General features: G+C 44.4%; 15 protein-coding genes. 11 read left to right on the forward strand and 4 right to left on the reverse strand.

The features are described 5' to 3' along the window. Positions 1-128 precede the first annotated feature (128 nt). The 4 genes from ACX17N_RS13055 (at position 129) to holA (ending at position 4991) form a co-directional block, all read left to right on the forward strand. Positions 129-530: a DUF4124 domain-containing protein gene (locus ACX17N_RS13055; protein ID WP_458893003.1), complete on the forward strand. Its 402-nt coding sequence runs from the start codon at positions 129-131 to the stop codon at positions 528-530. A 121-nt stretch (positions 531-651) separates the two neighbouring features. Beyond that, a complete protein-coding gene (gene leuS / locus ACX17N_RS13060; protein WP_458893004.1) occupies positions 652-3273 on the forward strand; it encodes a leucine--tRNA ligase in 2622 nt (873 codons plus the stop codon). A 190-nt stretch (positions 3274-3463) separates the two neighbouring features. After that, positions 3464-3988, forward strand: coding sequence for an LPS-assembly lipoprotein LptE (locus ACX17N_RS13065; protein ID WP_458893005.1), 525 nt, complete (start codon positions 3464-3466; stop codon positions 3986-3988). Positions 3989-4001: 13 nt separating this feature from the next. Then, positions 4002-4991 carry a DNA polymerase III subunit delta gene (gene holA / locus ACX17N_RS13070; RefSeq protein WP_458893006.1) on the forward strand — a complete coding sequence of 330 codons (990 nt, stop codon included), beginning with the start codon at positions 4002-4004 and terminating at the stop codon, positions 4989-4991. 29 nt (positions 4992-5020) lie between these two features. Here holA and ACX17N_RS13075 read toward each other — a convergent pair whose 3' ends face one another. Continuing rightward, complete coding sequence (locus tag ACX17N_RS13075; RefSeq protein WP_458893007.1) at positions 5021-5470, reverse strand: bacteriohemerythrin; 450 nt, start codon at positions 5468-5470, stop codon at positions 5021-5023. Between the two features lie 382 nt (positions 5471-5852). Here ACX17N_RS13075 and ACX17N_RS13080 point away from each other — a divergent pair, with 382 nt between their 5' ends. From ACX17N_RS13080 to ACX17N_RS13090, 3 genes are read left to right on the forward strand one after another with little or no spacing between them, the layout of a single operon-like run. Next, on the forward strand, positions 5853-7187 hold the full coding sequence (locus ACX17N_RS13080) for a MacA family efflux pump subunit (protein ID WP_458893008.1): 1335 nt from the start codon (positions 5853-5855) through the stop codon (positions 7185-7187). Between the two features lie 2 nt (positions 7188-7189). After that, the gene (locus tag ACX17N_RS13085; protein WP_458893009.1) at positions 7190-9181 is read left to right on the forward strand and encodes a MacB family efflux pump subunit; all 1992 of its coding nucleotides are present in this window, start codon (positions 7190-7192) and stop codon (positions 9179-9181) included. A 9-nt stretch (positions 9182-9190) separates the two neighbouring features. Next, entirely contained in the window at positions 9191-10597 is a 1407-nt protein-coding gene (locus ACX17N_RS13090; RefSeq protein ID WP_458893010.1) for an efflux transporter outer membrane subunit, read from the forward strand. A gap of 64 nt (positions 10598-10661) precedes the next feature. Here the strand turns inward: ACX17N_RS13090 and ACX17N_RS13095 are convergent, their stop codons facing one another. The 3 genes from ACX17N_RS13095 to orn form a co-directional block, all read right to left on the reverse strand. Continuing rightward, positions 10662-11465: an enoyl-ACP reductase FabI gene (locus ACX17N_RS13095; protein ID WP_458893011.1), complete on the reverse strand. Its 804-nt coding sequence runs from the start codon at positions 11463-11465 to the stop codon at positions 10662-10664. Positions 11466-11628: 163 nt separating this feature from the next. Beyond that, positions 11629-12363, reverse strand: a complete 735-nt coding sequence (locus ACX17N_RS13100; RefSeq protein ID WP_458893012.1) for a Bax inhibitor-1/YccA family protein — start codon at positions 12361-12363, stop codon at positions 11629-11631. 170 nt (positions 12364-12533) lie between these two features. Continuing rightward, entirely contained in the window at positions 12534-13091 is a 558-nt protein-coding gene (orn, locus tag ACX17N_RS13105; RefSeq protein ID WP_142767768.1) for an oligoribonuclease, read from the reverse strand. Positions 13092-13215: 124 nt separating this feature from the next. Here orn and rsgA point away from each other — a divergent pair, with 124 nt between their 5' ends. The 4 genes from rsgA to secB all read left to right on the forward strand — a co-directional run bounded on the left by rsgA (position 13216) and on the right by secB (position 15554). Next, positions 13216-14280, forward strand: a complete 1065-nt coding sequence (gene rsgA, locus ACX17N_RS13110; RefSeq protein ID WP_458893013.1) for a small ribosomal subunit biogenesis GTPase RsgA — start codon at positions 13216-13218, stop codon at positions 14278-14280. A 95-nt stretch (positions 14281-14375) separates the two neighbouring features. Then, on the forward strand, positions 14376-14783 hold the full coding sequence (locus ACX17N_RS13115) for a rhodanese-like domain-containing protein (RefSeq protein ID WP_458893014.1): 408 nt from the start codon (positions 14376-14378) through the stop codon (positions 14781-14783). Positions 14784-14801: 18 nt separating this feature from the next. Further along, positions 14802-15056: a glutaredoxin 3 gene (gene grxC / locus ACX17N_RS13120; RefSeq protein WP_458893015.1), complete on the forward strand. Its 255-nt coding sequence runs from the start codon at positions 14802-14804 to the stop codon at positions 15054-15056. A gap of 39 nt (positions 15057-15095) precedes the next feature. After that, on the forward strand, positions 15096-15554 hold the full coding sequence (secB, locus tag ACX17N_RS13125) for a protein-export chaperone SecB (protein WP_458893016.1): 459 nt from the start codon (positions 15096-15098) through the stop codon (positions 15552-15554). Positions 15555-15571: the final 17 nt, after the last annotated feature.

Below are 15571 nucleotides of genomic sequence, written 5' to 3' on the forward strand. Positions count from 1 at the left end.
TTCTCAATAAAAATCGACCTATACTATTTAGCACAATCAATATTCAGCACTTCCCTCGTAAAACACAGGATGATGCTGTTTTTTTCAACACCACTTTCCCTGCATAGAAATAAAATAGGATGATGCGTATGTCTCTTTCATTCCATTCGCTGAGCGGTGCAATCCTTGCCTGCGCATTATTATTTTCCAGCACAACGCTCTGGGCCAAAGATTATTACAAGTGGGTCGATGCCAAGGGCTCAACGCATTACACCACGACCCCACCACCCAAAAGCGCACAAAAAAAAGGCAAAGTACAAACTTATGGGTGGAACAATTCAGCCCCTAGTACGAGTCGTGGCAGTAACCCAGCTGTAGAAACCCAAACCAATAATTCAACCATGCCCGTGAATGCTGCCGCGACAGCTAAACCAGCAGCGAACATGGCTAACGACACTACAAAGACAACGACTAACATGACTCCTCCTCCCGCTGAGAGCAAAGCAATTCCTGCCCCTAAACCGGATGGAAAAAATTACAGCACTGAATAAAATCAGCTTTTACGAAATAGTTTAATTTTTCTTACTGTTCAGCCGCTGCAAAATTCACATTTAGGTGCATTTTGCGCTATGCTGTGCAGCAAACTTTTAACCGTTGTTCCTTAATACGTTTATGACTACTCATATTGACCCTGAATATCAAGCTAGTGCGATTGAACCCACTGTCCAACAAGACTGGGAAAATCGTAAAGTCTTTAAAGTTGCCGACACTGTAGAAGGTCCTCGTCGTTACATTCTGTCGATGTTCCCTTACCCAAGTGGCAAGCTGCATATGGGTCATGTGCGTAACTACACCATTGGCGACGTGATCAGCCGTTTTCACCGTTTAAAAGGTGAAACTGTATTACAACCGATGGGTTGGGATGCTTTTGGTCTCCCTGCTGAAAATGCCGCGATTGCACATCAAGTTGCACCAGCGAAATGGACCTTTGAAAATATCGCCTACATGCGTGATCAATTGAAAAAGCTGGGGCTTTCGATTGACTGGGATCGTGAATTTGCAACCTGTACCCCTGAGTATTACCACTGGGAACAATGGTTATTTGTACAGCTTTATAAGAAAGGCTTGATCTATCGTAAGCTTTCAACCGTAAACTGGGATCCTGTCGATCAAACCGTTTTAGCCAACGAACAGGTTGAAAATGGTCGTGGCTGGCGTTCAGGTGCATTGGTGGAAAAACGCGATATTCCAATGTACTACTTCCGCATCACCGATTATGCGCAAGAACTGCTTGATGACCTAGACTCACTCAAAGACGGCTGGCCTCAACAAGTTTTGACCATGCAACGCAACTGGATTGGCCGCTCGACTGGAATGGAAATTACCTTCCCTTCAGCAAATCCTGAGATTTATGCAGATGGCTTAACGGTTTATACCACACGTGCCGATACCTTAATGGGTGTGACCTATGTTGCCGTGGCAGCAGAACACCCAATGGCACTAAAAGCCGCAGAAAATAATCCTGAGCTTGCTGCATTTATTGAAGAATGCCGTATGGGTTCGGTTGCTGAAGCTGACTTGGCTACAGCTGAAAAGAAAGGTATGGCAACGGGTCTATTTGTAAAACATCCAGTGACTGGCGAACAAGTACCAGTTTGGATTGCTAACTACGTACTCATGTCTTACGGCTCTGGCGCTGTGATGGCCGTGCCTGCGCATGACGAACGTGATTTTGAGTTTGCCAACAAGTTCAACCTACCAATTAAGCAAGTCATTGATGCCAGAGGTGCTGACGATGCAGAGTACTCTGCAACTGAATGGCAAGAATGGTATGGTTCTAAAGAAGGTAAACTGGTTAATTCTGGCGAGTTTGACGGTTTGGAATTCCAAGCGGCATTTGATGCCTTCCTTGCAAAATTAGAACCACAAGGTCTAGCAAATTCTAAAGTTCAATTCCGTTTACGTGACTGGGGTGTTTCTCGTCAACGTTATTGGGGTTGTCCAATTCCAATGATCAACTGTGATACTTGTGGTCAGGTTACTGTTCCAGAAGATCAATTGCCTGTGGTCTTACCAACGGATGTGGTTCCAGACGGTTCAGGTAACCCACTCAACAAGATGCCTGAGTTCTATGAAACTAAGTGTCCTTGCTGTGGTGGCGATGCACGTCGTGAAACTGACACCTTAGATACCTTTGTCGAGTCTTCTTGGTACTACGCTCGTTACGCCTCTCCAGACTTTACTGGCGGTATGGTGAAGCCTGAAGCAGCACAATCTTGGTTGCCAGTGAACCAATACATTGGTGGTGTAGAACATGCGATTCTGCATTTACTTTATGCGCGTTTCTTCCATAAATTGATGCGTGACGAAGGTGTGGTACAAGGCAACGAACCATTTACCAACTTGCTCACTCAAGGCATGGTTTTGGCAGATACCTTCTACCGTGAAGCTGAAAATGGCAAGAAAACTTGGTTTAACCCAGCGGATATTGAATTAGAACGTGACGAGAAAGGTCGTATTCTTTCTGCGAAATATTCAGGCGATGGTCAAGAAGTGGTGATCGGCGGACAAGAAAAAATGTCCAAGTCGAAAAACAACGGTATCGACCCACAAGCCATTATTGATCAATACGGCGCAGATACAGCACGTGTCTTTATGATGTTTGCTGCACCGCCAGATCAATCTTTAGAATGGTCAGATGCGGGTGTTGAAGGTGCCAACCGTTTCTTGAAACGTGTCTGGCGTTTAGCGACAGGTTTCCTTGAAAAGGGCAATCAAGCCACTGCCATCGATAAAGCCAATTTATCCAAAGATGCGCAAGATTTACGTCGTAAAACCCATGAAACGATTCAAAAAGTCGGTGATGACATTGAACGTCGTCATGCATTCAACACAGCCATTGCCGCATTGATGGAATTGCTCAATGCCAGCAACAAGTTTGAAGCCAAAGATGACAATGATGTTGCCGTTGCACGTGAAGCGATTACGACGTTGTTGACGTTACTTGCGCCATTTGCACCGCATTTGAGTCAGACGTTATTGACTCAGTTTGGTATTGAGTTAACCCAAAGCTTGTTCCCAGTGGTGGATGAGTCGGCATTAACGCGTAATACGCAAACGATTGTCGTTCAAGTGAATGGTAAATTACGTGGCAAATTAGAAGTGTCGGTTGATGCATCGAAAGATGAACTTTTGGCCCTGGCTAAGGCGTTACCAGAAGTACAACAATTCTTAACAGGTCCAACCAAGAAAGAAATTGTCGTACCTAATAAATTAGTGAACTTGGTGGTTTAACTCAATCTCCCCTAACCCCTCTTTCGTAACGAGGGGAACGCCTTCCTTTGCAAAGGGAGGTTGGGAGGGATGTCTAACTAAACCTAAACAAAGCCCGTTTTCATTTAACGGGCTTTGCTACTAAAATCATAGATGTTTGAAATCAATTGGTATTACACTGCAAAGTCGCGGCATTGACAGAGGAAAACACATGCATTTAGGCAAGCGTTTCGCAACTATTATTCTAACTTGCGGTCTAGGTGCAGGTTTAGTGGGCTGTGGTTTTCACTTAAAAGGCACACAACCTTCGGCAACCCCTGTGGCCTATGCCCAAATGAGCTTGTCTTTACCCAAAGATACTGAAGAATTAGAAGAAAAATTATCCATTTATTTAGGTACAGCTGGTGTGCAACTCAGCAATAACCCGAATGCCTACCGCTTACATGTATATAGCTACACTCCTGTACGCCAAGAATTACGTGGTAAATTAATTGAAACCTTATTGCGTTTAAACGTGACTTTCCGCATTGAAGATGCGCAAGGTAATCCTGTAACTGAAATGCGTACCGTTACCGCTTCACGTAGCTATCAATATAACTTGGCGACGGTCAACACCGATGACCAAGAAGAGAAATTCTTAAAACAAGTGCTGGTTGATGATGTGGCACAACAGATTGTGCGTCAGATTTCATCCAATCGTTTACCGAAAGTGACGAATACCACAACTCAGCCTTAATTGTAATTGCTATATGAAACTCGACTATTTGCAGGCCCTGAAACGCATTCCAGAAGCACGTGGTGCATGGGTTCTGCATGGTCAAGAACCCTTACTGGAACAAAACCTGCTCGATGCCTTTCGCAAGAGCTGGCAAGAACAGAATATTGAACGTCAGCGCTATGACCTGTCCAATGTCAGTGACTGGAAAACTGTGTTTAATGCCCTCAACAGCTTGTCGTTATTTTCTACCCAGCTCGCAATTGAAGTGCATGGCAATATCAAGCCAGATGCCAATGGCATCAAACTGTTGACCCAATATCTGCAACACAATGAACAGAATTTATTGTTAATTGTAATGCCGAAACAAGACAGCAGTAGTTTAAAGTCCGGTTTCTTTAAAGTCATTGATGCCAATGGCGTCAATGTGTCGCTGACGGCACATTATCCGCAAGATCGACAACGGATTTTAGCGGTTGAAGCAGAAAAGCTGGGCATTCAACTGGCGAATAATGCATGGCAGTGGCTAGAACAGCATCATGAACATAACTTGTTGGCGGCTAAAAATAGTTTGATGCGCGTGCGGGATACCTTTCCCGATTTGGCCCAAATTGGCATCGAGCAACTGCTCAGCTGTTTACAAGACCAGTCCCGTTATAGCACCTTTGATTTAAGCGATGCCTTACTGGAAGGCAACTTTGCGCAAGCGGTCAAGATTTACCAATATTTACTGGCTTCGGGTGAACCGATGAGTCTGTTGCTCTGGAGCATCAGCAAAGAAATGCGCCTGTTGATGCAGCTGTTTGAACAACCGCAAAATGCATTGCAGTTGGGAATTTGGAAAACCAAAGTCAGTCTGTATCAACAGGCTTTACGCCGACTACATCCTAAACAATTCTTAAGCTGGCCTGCGCTTTTGTTGCGAATCGATGCATCGATCAAAGGCTTAAGTAAAGAAAACCCTGAACATCTGATCTTACAAGCCATCAGCATGCTTTGTGGTAAAAATTTATTTTTAAATTAAAAACCTAAAGCTCTGTCAAACTGATGCATCTAGCTAAAGAAGCGTGCAAACCAGCTTTTACCTTTTTTCTGCTCCTGAGCACGTAAATAGTGCAACATATTGTCACGCACTGCATCCACATAATCCTGATCATCATGCTGAATATGGTTAATTAACCATTTAGACAATAAACGATGTAAATCGTGTTCAACCGATTCCCCTTGAGCAAAGCGCTGGCGACAATCATTCAAACGTTTGACAAATAACTCATGAATGCCTCGATGCGAGGGTAAATATTGATAATTGACTTGCTTGAGCAAATTTTCTTCAAAACTAAAATGCGATTGGGTATAGTCAATCAAATCATCTAACACATCGCTAATTTGGTTGCGCTGCCCACTTATGCGGATCTGATCCAGCGTATTAATATATTCCAGAATTTGTCGATGCTGATTGTCAATCACCTCAATTCCAATATTAAATTTTTCACTCCACTCCATGATTTCCCTCACATTATTTTCATTAAGTTATTTTTTATTACAGCAACCCATTTAGGTTTTATCTTTAACCAAAAAACCCATACTTTTTTTATGGAATTAAATATTATCTGCTTTTTAGTTCTAAATCTATAGGAAAATAAAGTGTAAATTTTCGGTGAGGAGCATTCATATAAGCTGGCGATACAACATAAAAATCTTATCGTTTAAAGCAGCCTATAAGCATTGATCATGCATCATTTAAGAATCGGGACGAAAAAAGCGGACAGATTCCGCAAAATCTAGTAAAGAATAGTTATCATTTGCAAATTCTGTAAAAAATCCACGATTTATCCGTATTTCACTTTTATACTAGCCGTGATTATTTTTTACTCCCTGACCTGCTATGCCAAAAATAAAATTCTTTAAAATGATGATCGCACTGCTGTGTATTGCCCTGCTTGCCTTTTTGGCTTGGAATTACTTCAAACCCAAACAAGAACAACCGCAATACATTACCGAGGCGGTCAGCCGTGGCGATTTAGAAAATACGGTTTTGGCAACAGGTACACTAGATGCCACCAAGCTGATCAGCGTAGGGGCACAGGTATCCGGTCAGGTACAAAAAATGTATGTGCAATTGGGCGATGAAGTAAAACAAGGTCAGCTGATTGCGCAAATTGACTCTACCACTCAGGGAAATAGCCTGAAAACTGCTGAAGCCAATATTAAGAATTTAGCGGCGCAACGTTTGCAGCAAGAAGCCAACCTAAATGAAGCACAATTGGCCTATAAGCGTCAGCAACAAATGTTTGCCCAAGATGCCACCTCGAAAGCTGAACTTGAATCTGCTGAAGCCACTTTTAAAACTGCCATTGCGCAGGTGAAAGCGATTGATGCACAAATTGAGTCTGCCAAAGTCACCAAGTCGACTGCACAAACCAACATTGGCTATACCCGTATTGTGGCACCGACTGATGGCACTGTGGTGGCCATTGTGACCGAAGAAGGACAAACGGTGAACGCTAACCAAAGTACGCCCACCATTGTCAAAATTGCCAAACTGCAAAATATGACTATTAAAGCGCAGGTCAGTGAAGCTGACATTATGAAAGTCGAAAAAGGCCAACAAGTCTATTTCACCACCTTAGGCGATGACAGCAAACGTTATGCCAGCCTGCGCCAGATTGAACCTGCACCCGACTCGATCAGCAATGAAAGCAGTACCACTTCAAGCTCGTCGAATACTGCTGTTTACTACAATGCTTTATTTGATGTGCCTAACCAGGATGGCAAACTGCGTATCGATATGACCGCACAGGTGTATATCGTGCTCGATGCTGCAGAAAATGCCTTGTTGGTGCCTTCTACGGCAATTTCTAATCGTTCTGCGAAAATGAAGCAAAACACCACAGCTCAAGCCGTGGCTTCGTCTGCAGACAACAAATCCGATGCAGCACCGACACAAGCTCCCAAACTTGAACGTTTAAAGCTGAATGCAGCGCAACAACAATTGCTGAAAGACGGTAAAGCCAGCTTAAGTGTGGTGCGTGTATTACAGGCCGATGGTTCTGCCCAGCCCAAACAAGTTTTGATTGGTATTAATAACCGTGTAAATGCACAAGTCTTGGCGGGTTTAAAAGAAGGTGATCAAGTGGTGATTGCTGACAGCTCCGAAACCTCAGCAGCCAGCGCCAATAGCGGTAATCGTCGTCGTAACGGCCCACCAATGGGAATGTAAGCATGACAAAAAAAGCCTTGCTTGAAGTCAGCAACTTGGTACGAGAGTTCCCTGCTGGCGAAAGCACTGTTCAAATTCTCAAAGGCATTGACCTGACCATTTATGAAGGTGAACTGGTGGCCATTGTGGGTCAATCTGGTTCAGGTAAATCCACCCTCATGAATATTCTGGGCTGCCTAGACCGCCCAACTTCAGGCAGTTATCGGGTCAAAGGCCAAGAAACAGGACAGCTAGAACCAGATCAGTTGGCAGAGTTACGCCGCGAATATTTCGGCTTTATTTTCCAGCGTTATCATTTACTCGGTGATTTAACCGCGGAAGGCAATGTTGAAGTCCCTGCAATTTATGCAGGCACAACGCCCTATGCACGTAAACAACGGGCCACCGCCCTCCTCACCGAATTAGGATTGGGCAATAAAACCCAGAACCGCCCGAACCAACTCTCGGGTGGTCAGCAACAGCGGGTTTCGATTGCCCGCGCCCTGATGAATGGTGGTGATGTGATTCTTGCCGATGAACCGACGGGTGCATTGGACTCACATAGTGGTATCGAAGTGATGCGGATTTTACGCGAACTGAATGCCGCAGGTCATACCATTATTTTGGTCACGCATGATATGCAGGTGGCCAAGAATGCCAGCCGTATCATTGAAATCAGTGATGGCGAGATTATCGCCGACCGTGTCAACCAGCCCGAATATGACACCGAACTGCATCAAGATCCTGATGCTGAAACGGCCATTTCAGCGCAACAAGAAAAAAATAAAAGTGTTTCCGCATGGCGCTCCCTGCTCGACCGTTTAGGTGAGGCCTTTCGCATGGCTTTACTCTCGATGAATGCCCACCGCATGCGAACCTTTTTGACCATGCTGGGGATTATTATCGGGATTGCCTCAGTGGTGACTGTGGTGGCCTTAGGAAATGGTTCGCAAAAGCAGATTCTTAGTAATATTAGCAGCTTGGGCACCAATACCATTACCGTGTTTCAGGGGCGTGGTTTTGGTGATAACTCCAAAACTGCCAGCTTTAAAACACTGGTGCCAAGCGATGCCGAAGCCCTCGCTACTCAGCCCTATGTCAGTGCCGTCAGCCCGATGGTGAGTTCTTCTCAAACGCTGCGCTATCAACAAAATGAAGCCAGCGGCACCATCAATGGCGTCGGTGGCGATTATTTCACGGTCAAAGGCCTCAGCTTTAAAGATGGGCAAACCTTTGATCAACGTAGTGTTCGTGACCGCACCCAAGATGTGGTGATTGACACCAATACGCAAAAGCAGTTTTTTAGTGATGGCGCGAATCCAATTGGACAAGTCATCCTGCTCGGTAGCGTACCCGCACGGATTATTGGCGTGGTAGAGCCGCAAAACAGTGCCATGGGATCGGATGACACCCTGAATGTCTATATGCCTTACACCACCGTCATGAGCCGTATGCTGGGGCAAAGTAATGTCCGCAATATCATTGTGCAAATCAATGACCAATACTCCACCAGTGCGGCTGAAAATGCGATTGTGAATCTGCTGACCCAACGTCATGGTCAGCAAGATGTATTTACCATGAACAGTGACAGCATCCGTCAAACCATTGAAAAAACCACCAGCACCATGACCCTGCTCGTCTCAGCAATTGCCGTCATTTCCTTGGTGGTTGGTGGTATTGGGGTGATGAACATTATGCTAGTTTCCGTGACCGAACGGACGCAGGAAATTGGCGTGCGTATGGCCGTGGGTGCACGTCAAAGCGATATTCTGCAACAATTCTTGATTGAAGCGATTCTCGTCTGCTTGATTGGCGGGGTATTGGGTGTCCTGCTCTCGCTCGGCTTAGGTCAAATTATCCAGAAATTTGCAGGTGGAAATTTTGGCATTGCCTACTCTACGACTTCAATTATTGCCGCCTTTGTCTGCTCGACCTTGATTGGGGTTGTTTTTGGCTTCTTACCCGCCAAAAATGCCGCCAAGCTCGACCCTGTTGCCGCCCTTGCCCGAGAATAAGGACACATTATGCATTTTTCATTTACTCGTTTGTGTACGGCAATGCTGTTGAGCAGTTCTTTGCTGGGGTGTGCCGCAGTGGTGAAAACCCCCTATCAAGCGCCTACCGTACAAACGCCTGCCCAGTTTCAATATGATCGGGCCACCGCTCAGCAACGCCAGCAAGCCATTTATGCCGACCAATGGTGGACTTTGTTTGGTGATGCCCAACTGAATCAACTGATTGATGCCGTACTGGCAAAAAACAGCGATTTGGCTGTTGCTGGTATGACCCTGAAACAAGCTCGATTACAGGCTGATTTGAGCGAAAATCAGCAAAAACCTCGGGTGAATTCCACGGTTTCCACAGGACATCAATTCGAGCTGAATTCGGGAGATGATCAATCTAGCGGCTTATCTTTGGGTGCTGGACTCAGTTATGAATTGGATTTATTTGGCAAGTTAGCACGTCAGACGGAAGCCAAAAAATGGGAAGCCTTGGCCACTGAGCAGGATTTGCAAGCCACCGCTCAAAGTTTGATTGGCACAACTGCAAAACTGTACTGGCAATTGGCGTATTACAATGAAAGCCGCAGTACCGCACAGCAAAGTCTAGCCACCTCACAAAAGCTGTATGATTTGGTCAAGGCTCAATATCAGGCAGGCTCAGTATCTGGTTTGGAGCTGACTCAAGCAGAGCAGTCGGTACAAAGCCAAAAAGCCAGTCTAAGTCAAATTCAGCAAAGTCTGGTAGAAACCCGTACTGCGATCGCGGTACTACTGCATATGCCAGTGCAACAACTGAATATTCAAGAGCCGCAACGTTTACCACAGCTGACTTTACCGAGCATCGCAGCAGGTTTACCTGCCGAGATTCTGTCGCGTCGTCCAGATTTGAAAGCCTCGGAATTACGCCTGCGTGAAAGTTTAGCCACTAAAGATGCAACCACGGCGAGCTACTACCCTTCGATTAGCTTGACGGGGAATTTAGGCAGTAGCAGCACCTCTTTAACCCAGTTGCTGCGTAATCCAGCCCTGACTTTGGGTGCCAGTGTCAGCCTGCCATTTTTGCAATATAACGATATGAAAAAGGATATTGCAATAAGCCAGCTAGATTATGAAAAAGCCATTGTGCAATATCGGCAAAGCCTCTATCAGGCCTTTGCCGATGTGGAAAATGCCTTATCTGCACGGAGTGAGCTGGATCAGCAAGTGAAGTTACAACAGCGAAATCTTGAATTGGCTGAAAAAGCGGAACGCCTGACTGATGTGCGTTATCGTTATGGTGCCGTCGCCTTAAAAAATTTACTGGATCAACAGGAAACTACACGTAGTGCACGTCTAACTTTGGTGAATACCAAACAGAATCAATACAATGCTTATGTCACGCTGCTGCAAGCTTTGGGTGGTAGCCCGATTCCGCAACTGTCTGAATAAAAATCCAATTAAACTCATAAAAAAACGGCACTTCAAGTGCCGTTTTTTTCAACCCTATATAGGATTAGTCATCACCCATCAAGTCAGGGCTCATACCTACGGTATTGAAGCCTGCATCGACGTACATGATTTCGCCTGTAATCCCGTTTGCCCATGGTGAGCAAAGGAATAATGCCGCATTACCCACATCTTCAATGGTCACATTACGTTTTAATGGCGAAATTTTTTCATTCGCATCTAACATTTTACGGAATGATTTAATGCCTGAAGCCGCTAAAGTACGGATTGGACCTGCTGAAATCGCATTGACACGAATCCCTTCTGCACCCAAGCTCGAAGCCAAGTAACGTACGCCAGCTTCTAAAGAAGCCTTCGCCATACCCATCACGTTGTAGTTCGGCATCACACGCTCAGAACCTTGGTAAGTCAAGGTCAATAAACAACCTTGGCGAGCCAATAGCAATGGTTTTGCAGCACGTGCCATAGCAATAAAGCTGTAGGCACTGATGTCATGTGCAATGCGGAAACCTTCACGATCAGTAACATCGGTAAAGTCGCCATCTAAAGTATGCGCTGGTGCAAAACCAATCGAGTGCACCACACCATCCAAACCATCCCAGTGTTTTGCTAATTCTACGAAAGCTTGGTCAATTTCTGCATCCACAGCAACATCACAAGGAAACACCAATGTTGAGCCAAATTGCGCAGCAAATTCGTCTACACGTTTTTTGAGTTTCTCATTTGGGTAGGTGAATGCCAATTCCGCACCTTCACGATGCAATGCTTGAGCAATACCAAATGCAATCGACAACTTACTTGCAATACCCGCAATCAGAAAGCGTTTTCCCGCTAGTAGTCCTTGTGACATGTGACTCTCACTTAAAATAATTTAGATGAATAATGCCAACTCTGGCCGCAGAACAAAATTGCAAAATGCGCCTTTTTTTCAGCAAATCACAGATTCATAACAATTCACCCTGCAAAAGCAGGGTGAAAGCAAACTCAGCAAGATTAAAGGATTCAAACTGCAATCAATCATCACCTTGAATCAGGCTCAATAAACGCAAAAACGAATAGTACATCCAGACCAAAGTGGCCAATAAAGCAATTGCAGATAACCATTCCATCGACTTTGGTGCATGCTGTGCAGCACTGCTTTCAATCAAGTCGAAATCTAAAATCAGATTCAATGAGGCAATCACCGCTACAAAAGCTGCAAAACCGATACCAAGCCAGTTGCTTTCAAAGATATAAGGCACACTCGAACCAAAGGCCAAACGCATCACCAGTTGCACCACAAAGACAATCGCAATCGCGATGGTGGCAGACAACACCACCGATTTAAACTTTTCTGTCGCACGCACAATCTGTAAACGATACAAGCTAAACATCACCAAGGTCGTCACAAAAGTGGCCAATAATGCCTGTAAAGGCACACCTGGGAATTTCAATTGAAAGATGACCGAAACCCCACCTAAAAAAGCACCTTCAAATAATGCATAAGGAATGGCAAGGGTTTTGGCGGTATTCGGTTTAAAGGTGGTAATGAGTGCGAGAATGAAGCCACCAATTGCGCCCACGATGGCAGCGCTATAGGCAATTGAAATATTCAAGCTCATAAAACTGTAGAAGAAAATACCTAAACCGACAACCGCAGCAATCACCGTCAGTAAGACGGACTTTTGAATCGCGCCTTGAACTGTCATTGGTTGGCTATAGTCGGCATACACCTCTACACGATTGAGTATGGGATTATTACTTTGCATGATTTAACCCTTTGTTATAATTTAAAATGAATAAAAACATAAATTTGTACTGCGCTTTATACCTAGTTAAAGCGGTACACCCTCTAATTTGATGTAGAAAATATAACCTAAAAATATTACAGGCTAAAATAAAAAATGGGGTGTTTTACCCCATTTTTTATCAGCTCATTTTAGTCTTTATTCATAATGAAAAAATATTCACGGTAATATTTTAGTTCCGCAATTGAGTCACGAATATCATCCATGGCCAAATGCGAAGCATTTTTCTTTAAGCCACTCATAATTTCTGGACGCCAACGTTTCGCCAACTCTTTCACGGAAGAGACATCCAGATTGCGATAATGGAAGTATTGTTCCAATTCAGGCATTAAACGATGCAAGAAACGACGATCCTGACAAATCGAGTTCCCGCACATTGGTGAACTCTTTGGATTCACCCATTTTTTCAGGAACTCGATGGTTTGCTGTTCAGCATCTTTTGCTGTCAATTTACTACGGCGCACACGTTCAATCAGACCTGACTGACCATGTTGGCGCGTATTCCATTCATCCATCGCATTCAGGATTAAGTCAGATTGATGCACAGCCAATACCGGACCTTCCGCCAAAATATTTAAATGGTCATCCGTCACAATCGTTGCAACTTCAATAATTTGATCGTTGTCAGTATCCAGACCTGTCATTTCAAGGTCAATCCAGATCAAGCGAGTGTCAGGCGTGCTGCTCATAAATGTGCAATCTTATTGGCTATAAAAACATTTATAGTAGCAAATTAATGCCTTGAATGCTGTAACTCATCCCCCGCTTCATGCTATTTTTGCCATCTTCAATTCATGGTTTTTTAGGATATGAATGGCTTTAATTCGTAAACGTCGCTTAACTGAACAACAGCAGCGTCGTATTCAGAAACAGCAAAAAACACGTCAAGAAGAAATTGACACCTCAAATGATCTAGAAGGCTTGGTGGTTCAACACTACGGTCGTCAACTTGAGGTGCAAGCCTTGTCAGTGCCTGACACGCATCCTGAAAAGCCGACGGTAGCCGAGGGTGAGCCTGAACCATTTTGGAAACCAATTGAATTGGGCAGTATCTGGCGCTGCCATACCCGCACCAACCTTGATCTTCTGGTCACGGGAGATCGGGTCAAATGGCAAGCCGATCCGAACACTGGACTCGGCATTATTACCGCCATTCATCCACGTCGTTCCTTATTGACCCGTCCTGACCGCTATCACAAAGTTAAACCCGTGGCGGCCAATATCAGCTTAATTGTGATTGTGTTTTCCCCGTTACCTGAGCCTGCACCGACTTTGATTGATCGCTATTTGGTGGCCTGTGCCGATGCCGATATTCAGGCCTTATTGGTATTGAATAAAACGGATTTACTCAAAGAAAATGATCCGATTCTGGACATGCTGAAAGAATATCAAGATTTGGGTTATGAAGTGATGCAGTGCCAGTCTTTAGGCGATGCCGATGTGAGTGCCTTAGCGCAACGTCTAGAAGGTGAAACCGTTGCTTTTGTTGGACAGTCAGGGGTAGGAAAAAGCTCACTGATTAATGCGATTGTTCCCGATGCGGCACAGAAGACCAACATCATTTCTGAAAACTCGGCATTAGGTCAGCATACCACCACCTCAACCCGCTTAATTCCGTTTGGTCAGGGTGCTTCCCTGATTGACTCACCGGGCATTCGTGAATTTGGTTTATGGCATTTGACTACTGAAAAAGTGCAGCAAGGCTTCCCCGAAATTCAAAATCGTTTGGGCTATTGCCAATTCCGTAACTGTACCCATAAGCATGAGAAACAATGTGCACTGCGCTTGGCGGCTCAGGAGGGTGAAATTTTACCGCGTCGTTTAGACAGTTTTTTACGTTTAATGGATGAAATTGCAGAAGCGCAGCAAAAAAATTAGGCTTTCTGTCTGCTCTACCCTTGAAGCGGTGATTTTGATCACCATATTTATCAGCTATACTCTAGGCAATTTTTGAATTGTAATTTAGGTGACTTGTGGAACGTTGGTTAGAATTTATGGGGAATCACCCCTTTTTATTTGGCACGCTGGGGGCATTAGTGGTGTTGTTCTTCGTTCTAGAAGGTCAGCGCAATGGTCGCAAAATCTCTCCACAATCTTTGGGTATTTTAGTAAAAGCTAAAAATGCCATGTTGATTGATTTACGTGATGCCAAAGACTTTCGTGAAGGTCATATTAGTGGCAGCCGCAACATTCCTTATAGCCAAATTGCAAGTCATGTCGAAGAGTTAAAAGCGGCAGAACGTCCACTGGTGTTTATTTGCAACCTTGGTCAAGTCGCAGGTTCAGCTTTGCAACAAGTCAGTCATGCTGATAGCTACCGTTTAGATGGCGGCATTAGTAACTGGAAAGCGCAAGGCTTACCTTTGGTAAAAAGTAAATAATCGCTTAAGGAGACTCTAATGGCTGAAGTAACGATCTATTCTACAACTGTATGCCCTTACTGCGTGCGCGCAAAACAACTTCTTGAGCGTAAAGGCGTTGCATATAAAGAAATTAATTTATCCAATGAAGCGCCTGAAGTACGTGTTGAGCTGATGCAACGCACCAACCACCGTACTGTTCCACAAATTTTTATTGGTGAACAATTTATTGGCGGGTTTGACCAACTTTATGCTTTAGAGCGTGAGGGTAAACTTGACGGATTATTGGCTTAACCATAAAGCATATTTCAAATTTATATTAAGGATTGAAGAATGAGCGAAGAACAACAAGTTCAACCACAATTGGCACTCGAACGTATTTACACTAAAGACATTTCTTTTGAAGTTCCAGGTGCGCAAGTATTCACGAAAGAATGGCAGCCAGAACTGAATATCAACCTTTCTTCTTCTGCAGAAAAGATTGATCCAACTCATTTTGAAGTGTCTTTAAAAGTTGTTGTTCAAGCAAATAACGCAGGCGATACCGCATTTATCGTTGATGTGACTCAAGCCGGTATTTTCTTAGTAGATAGCGTTGAAGAAGAGCGTCTTCCGTACATTTTAGGCGCATACTGCCCCAACATTTTGTTCCCATTCCTACGTGAAGCGGTGAACGATATGGTGACTAAAGGCAGCTTCCCGCAATTATTGTTAACACCAATCAACTTTGATGCTGAGTTCGAAGCAAATATGCAACGCGCTCAAGCAGCTATGGCTGAAGGTCAAGCATAAGAGCTGGTATTTTCTGC

This window comes from Acinetobacter sp. GXMZU3951 (genome assembly GCF_054457875.1).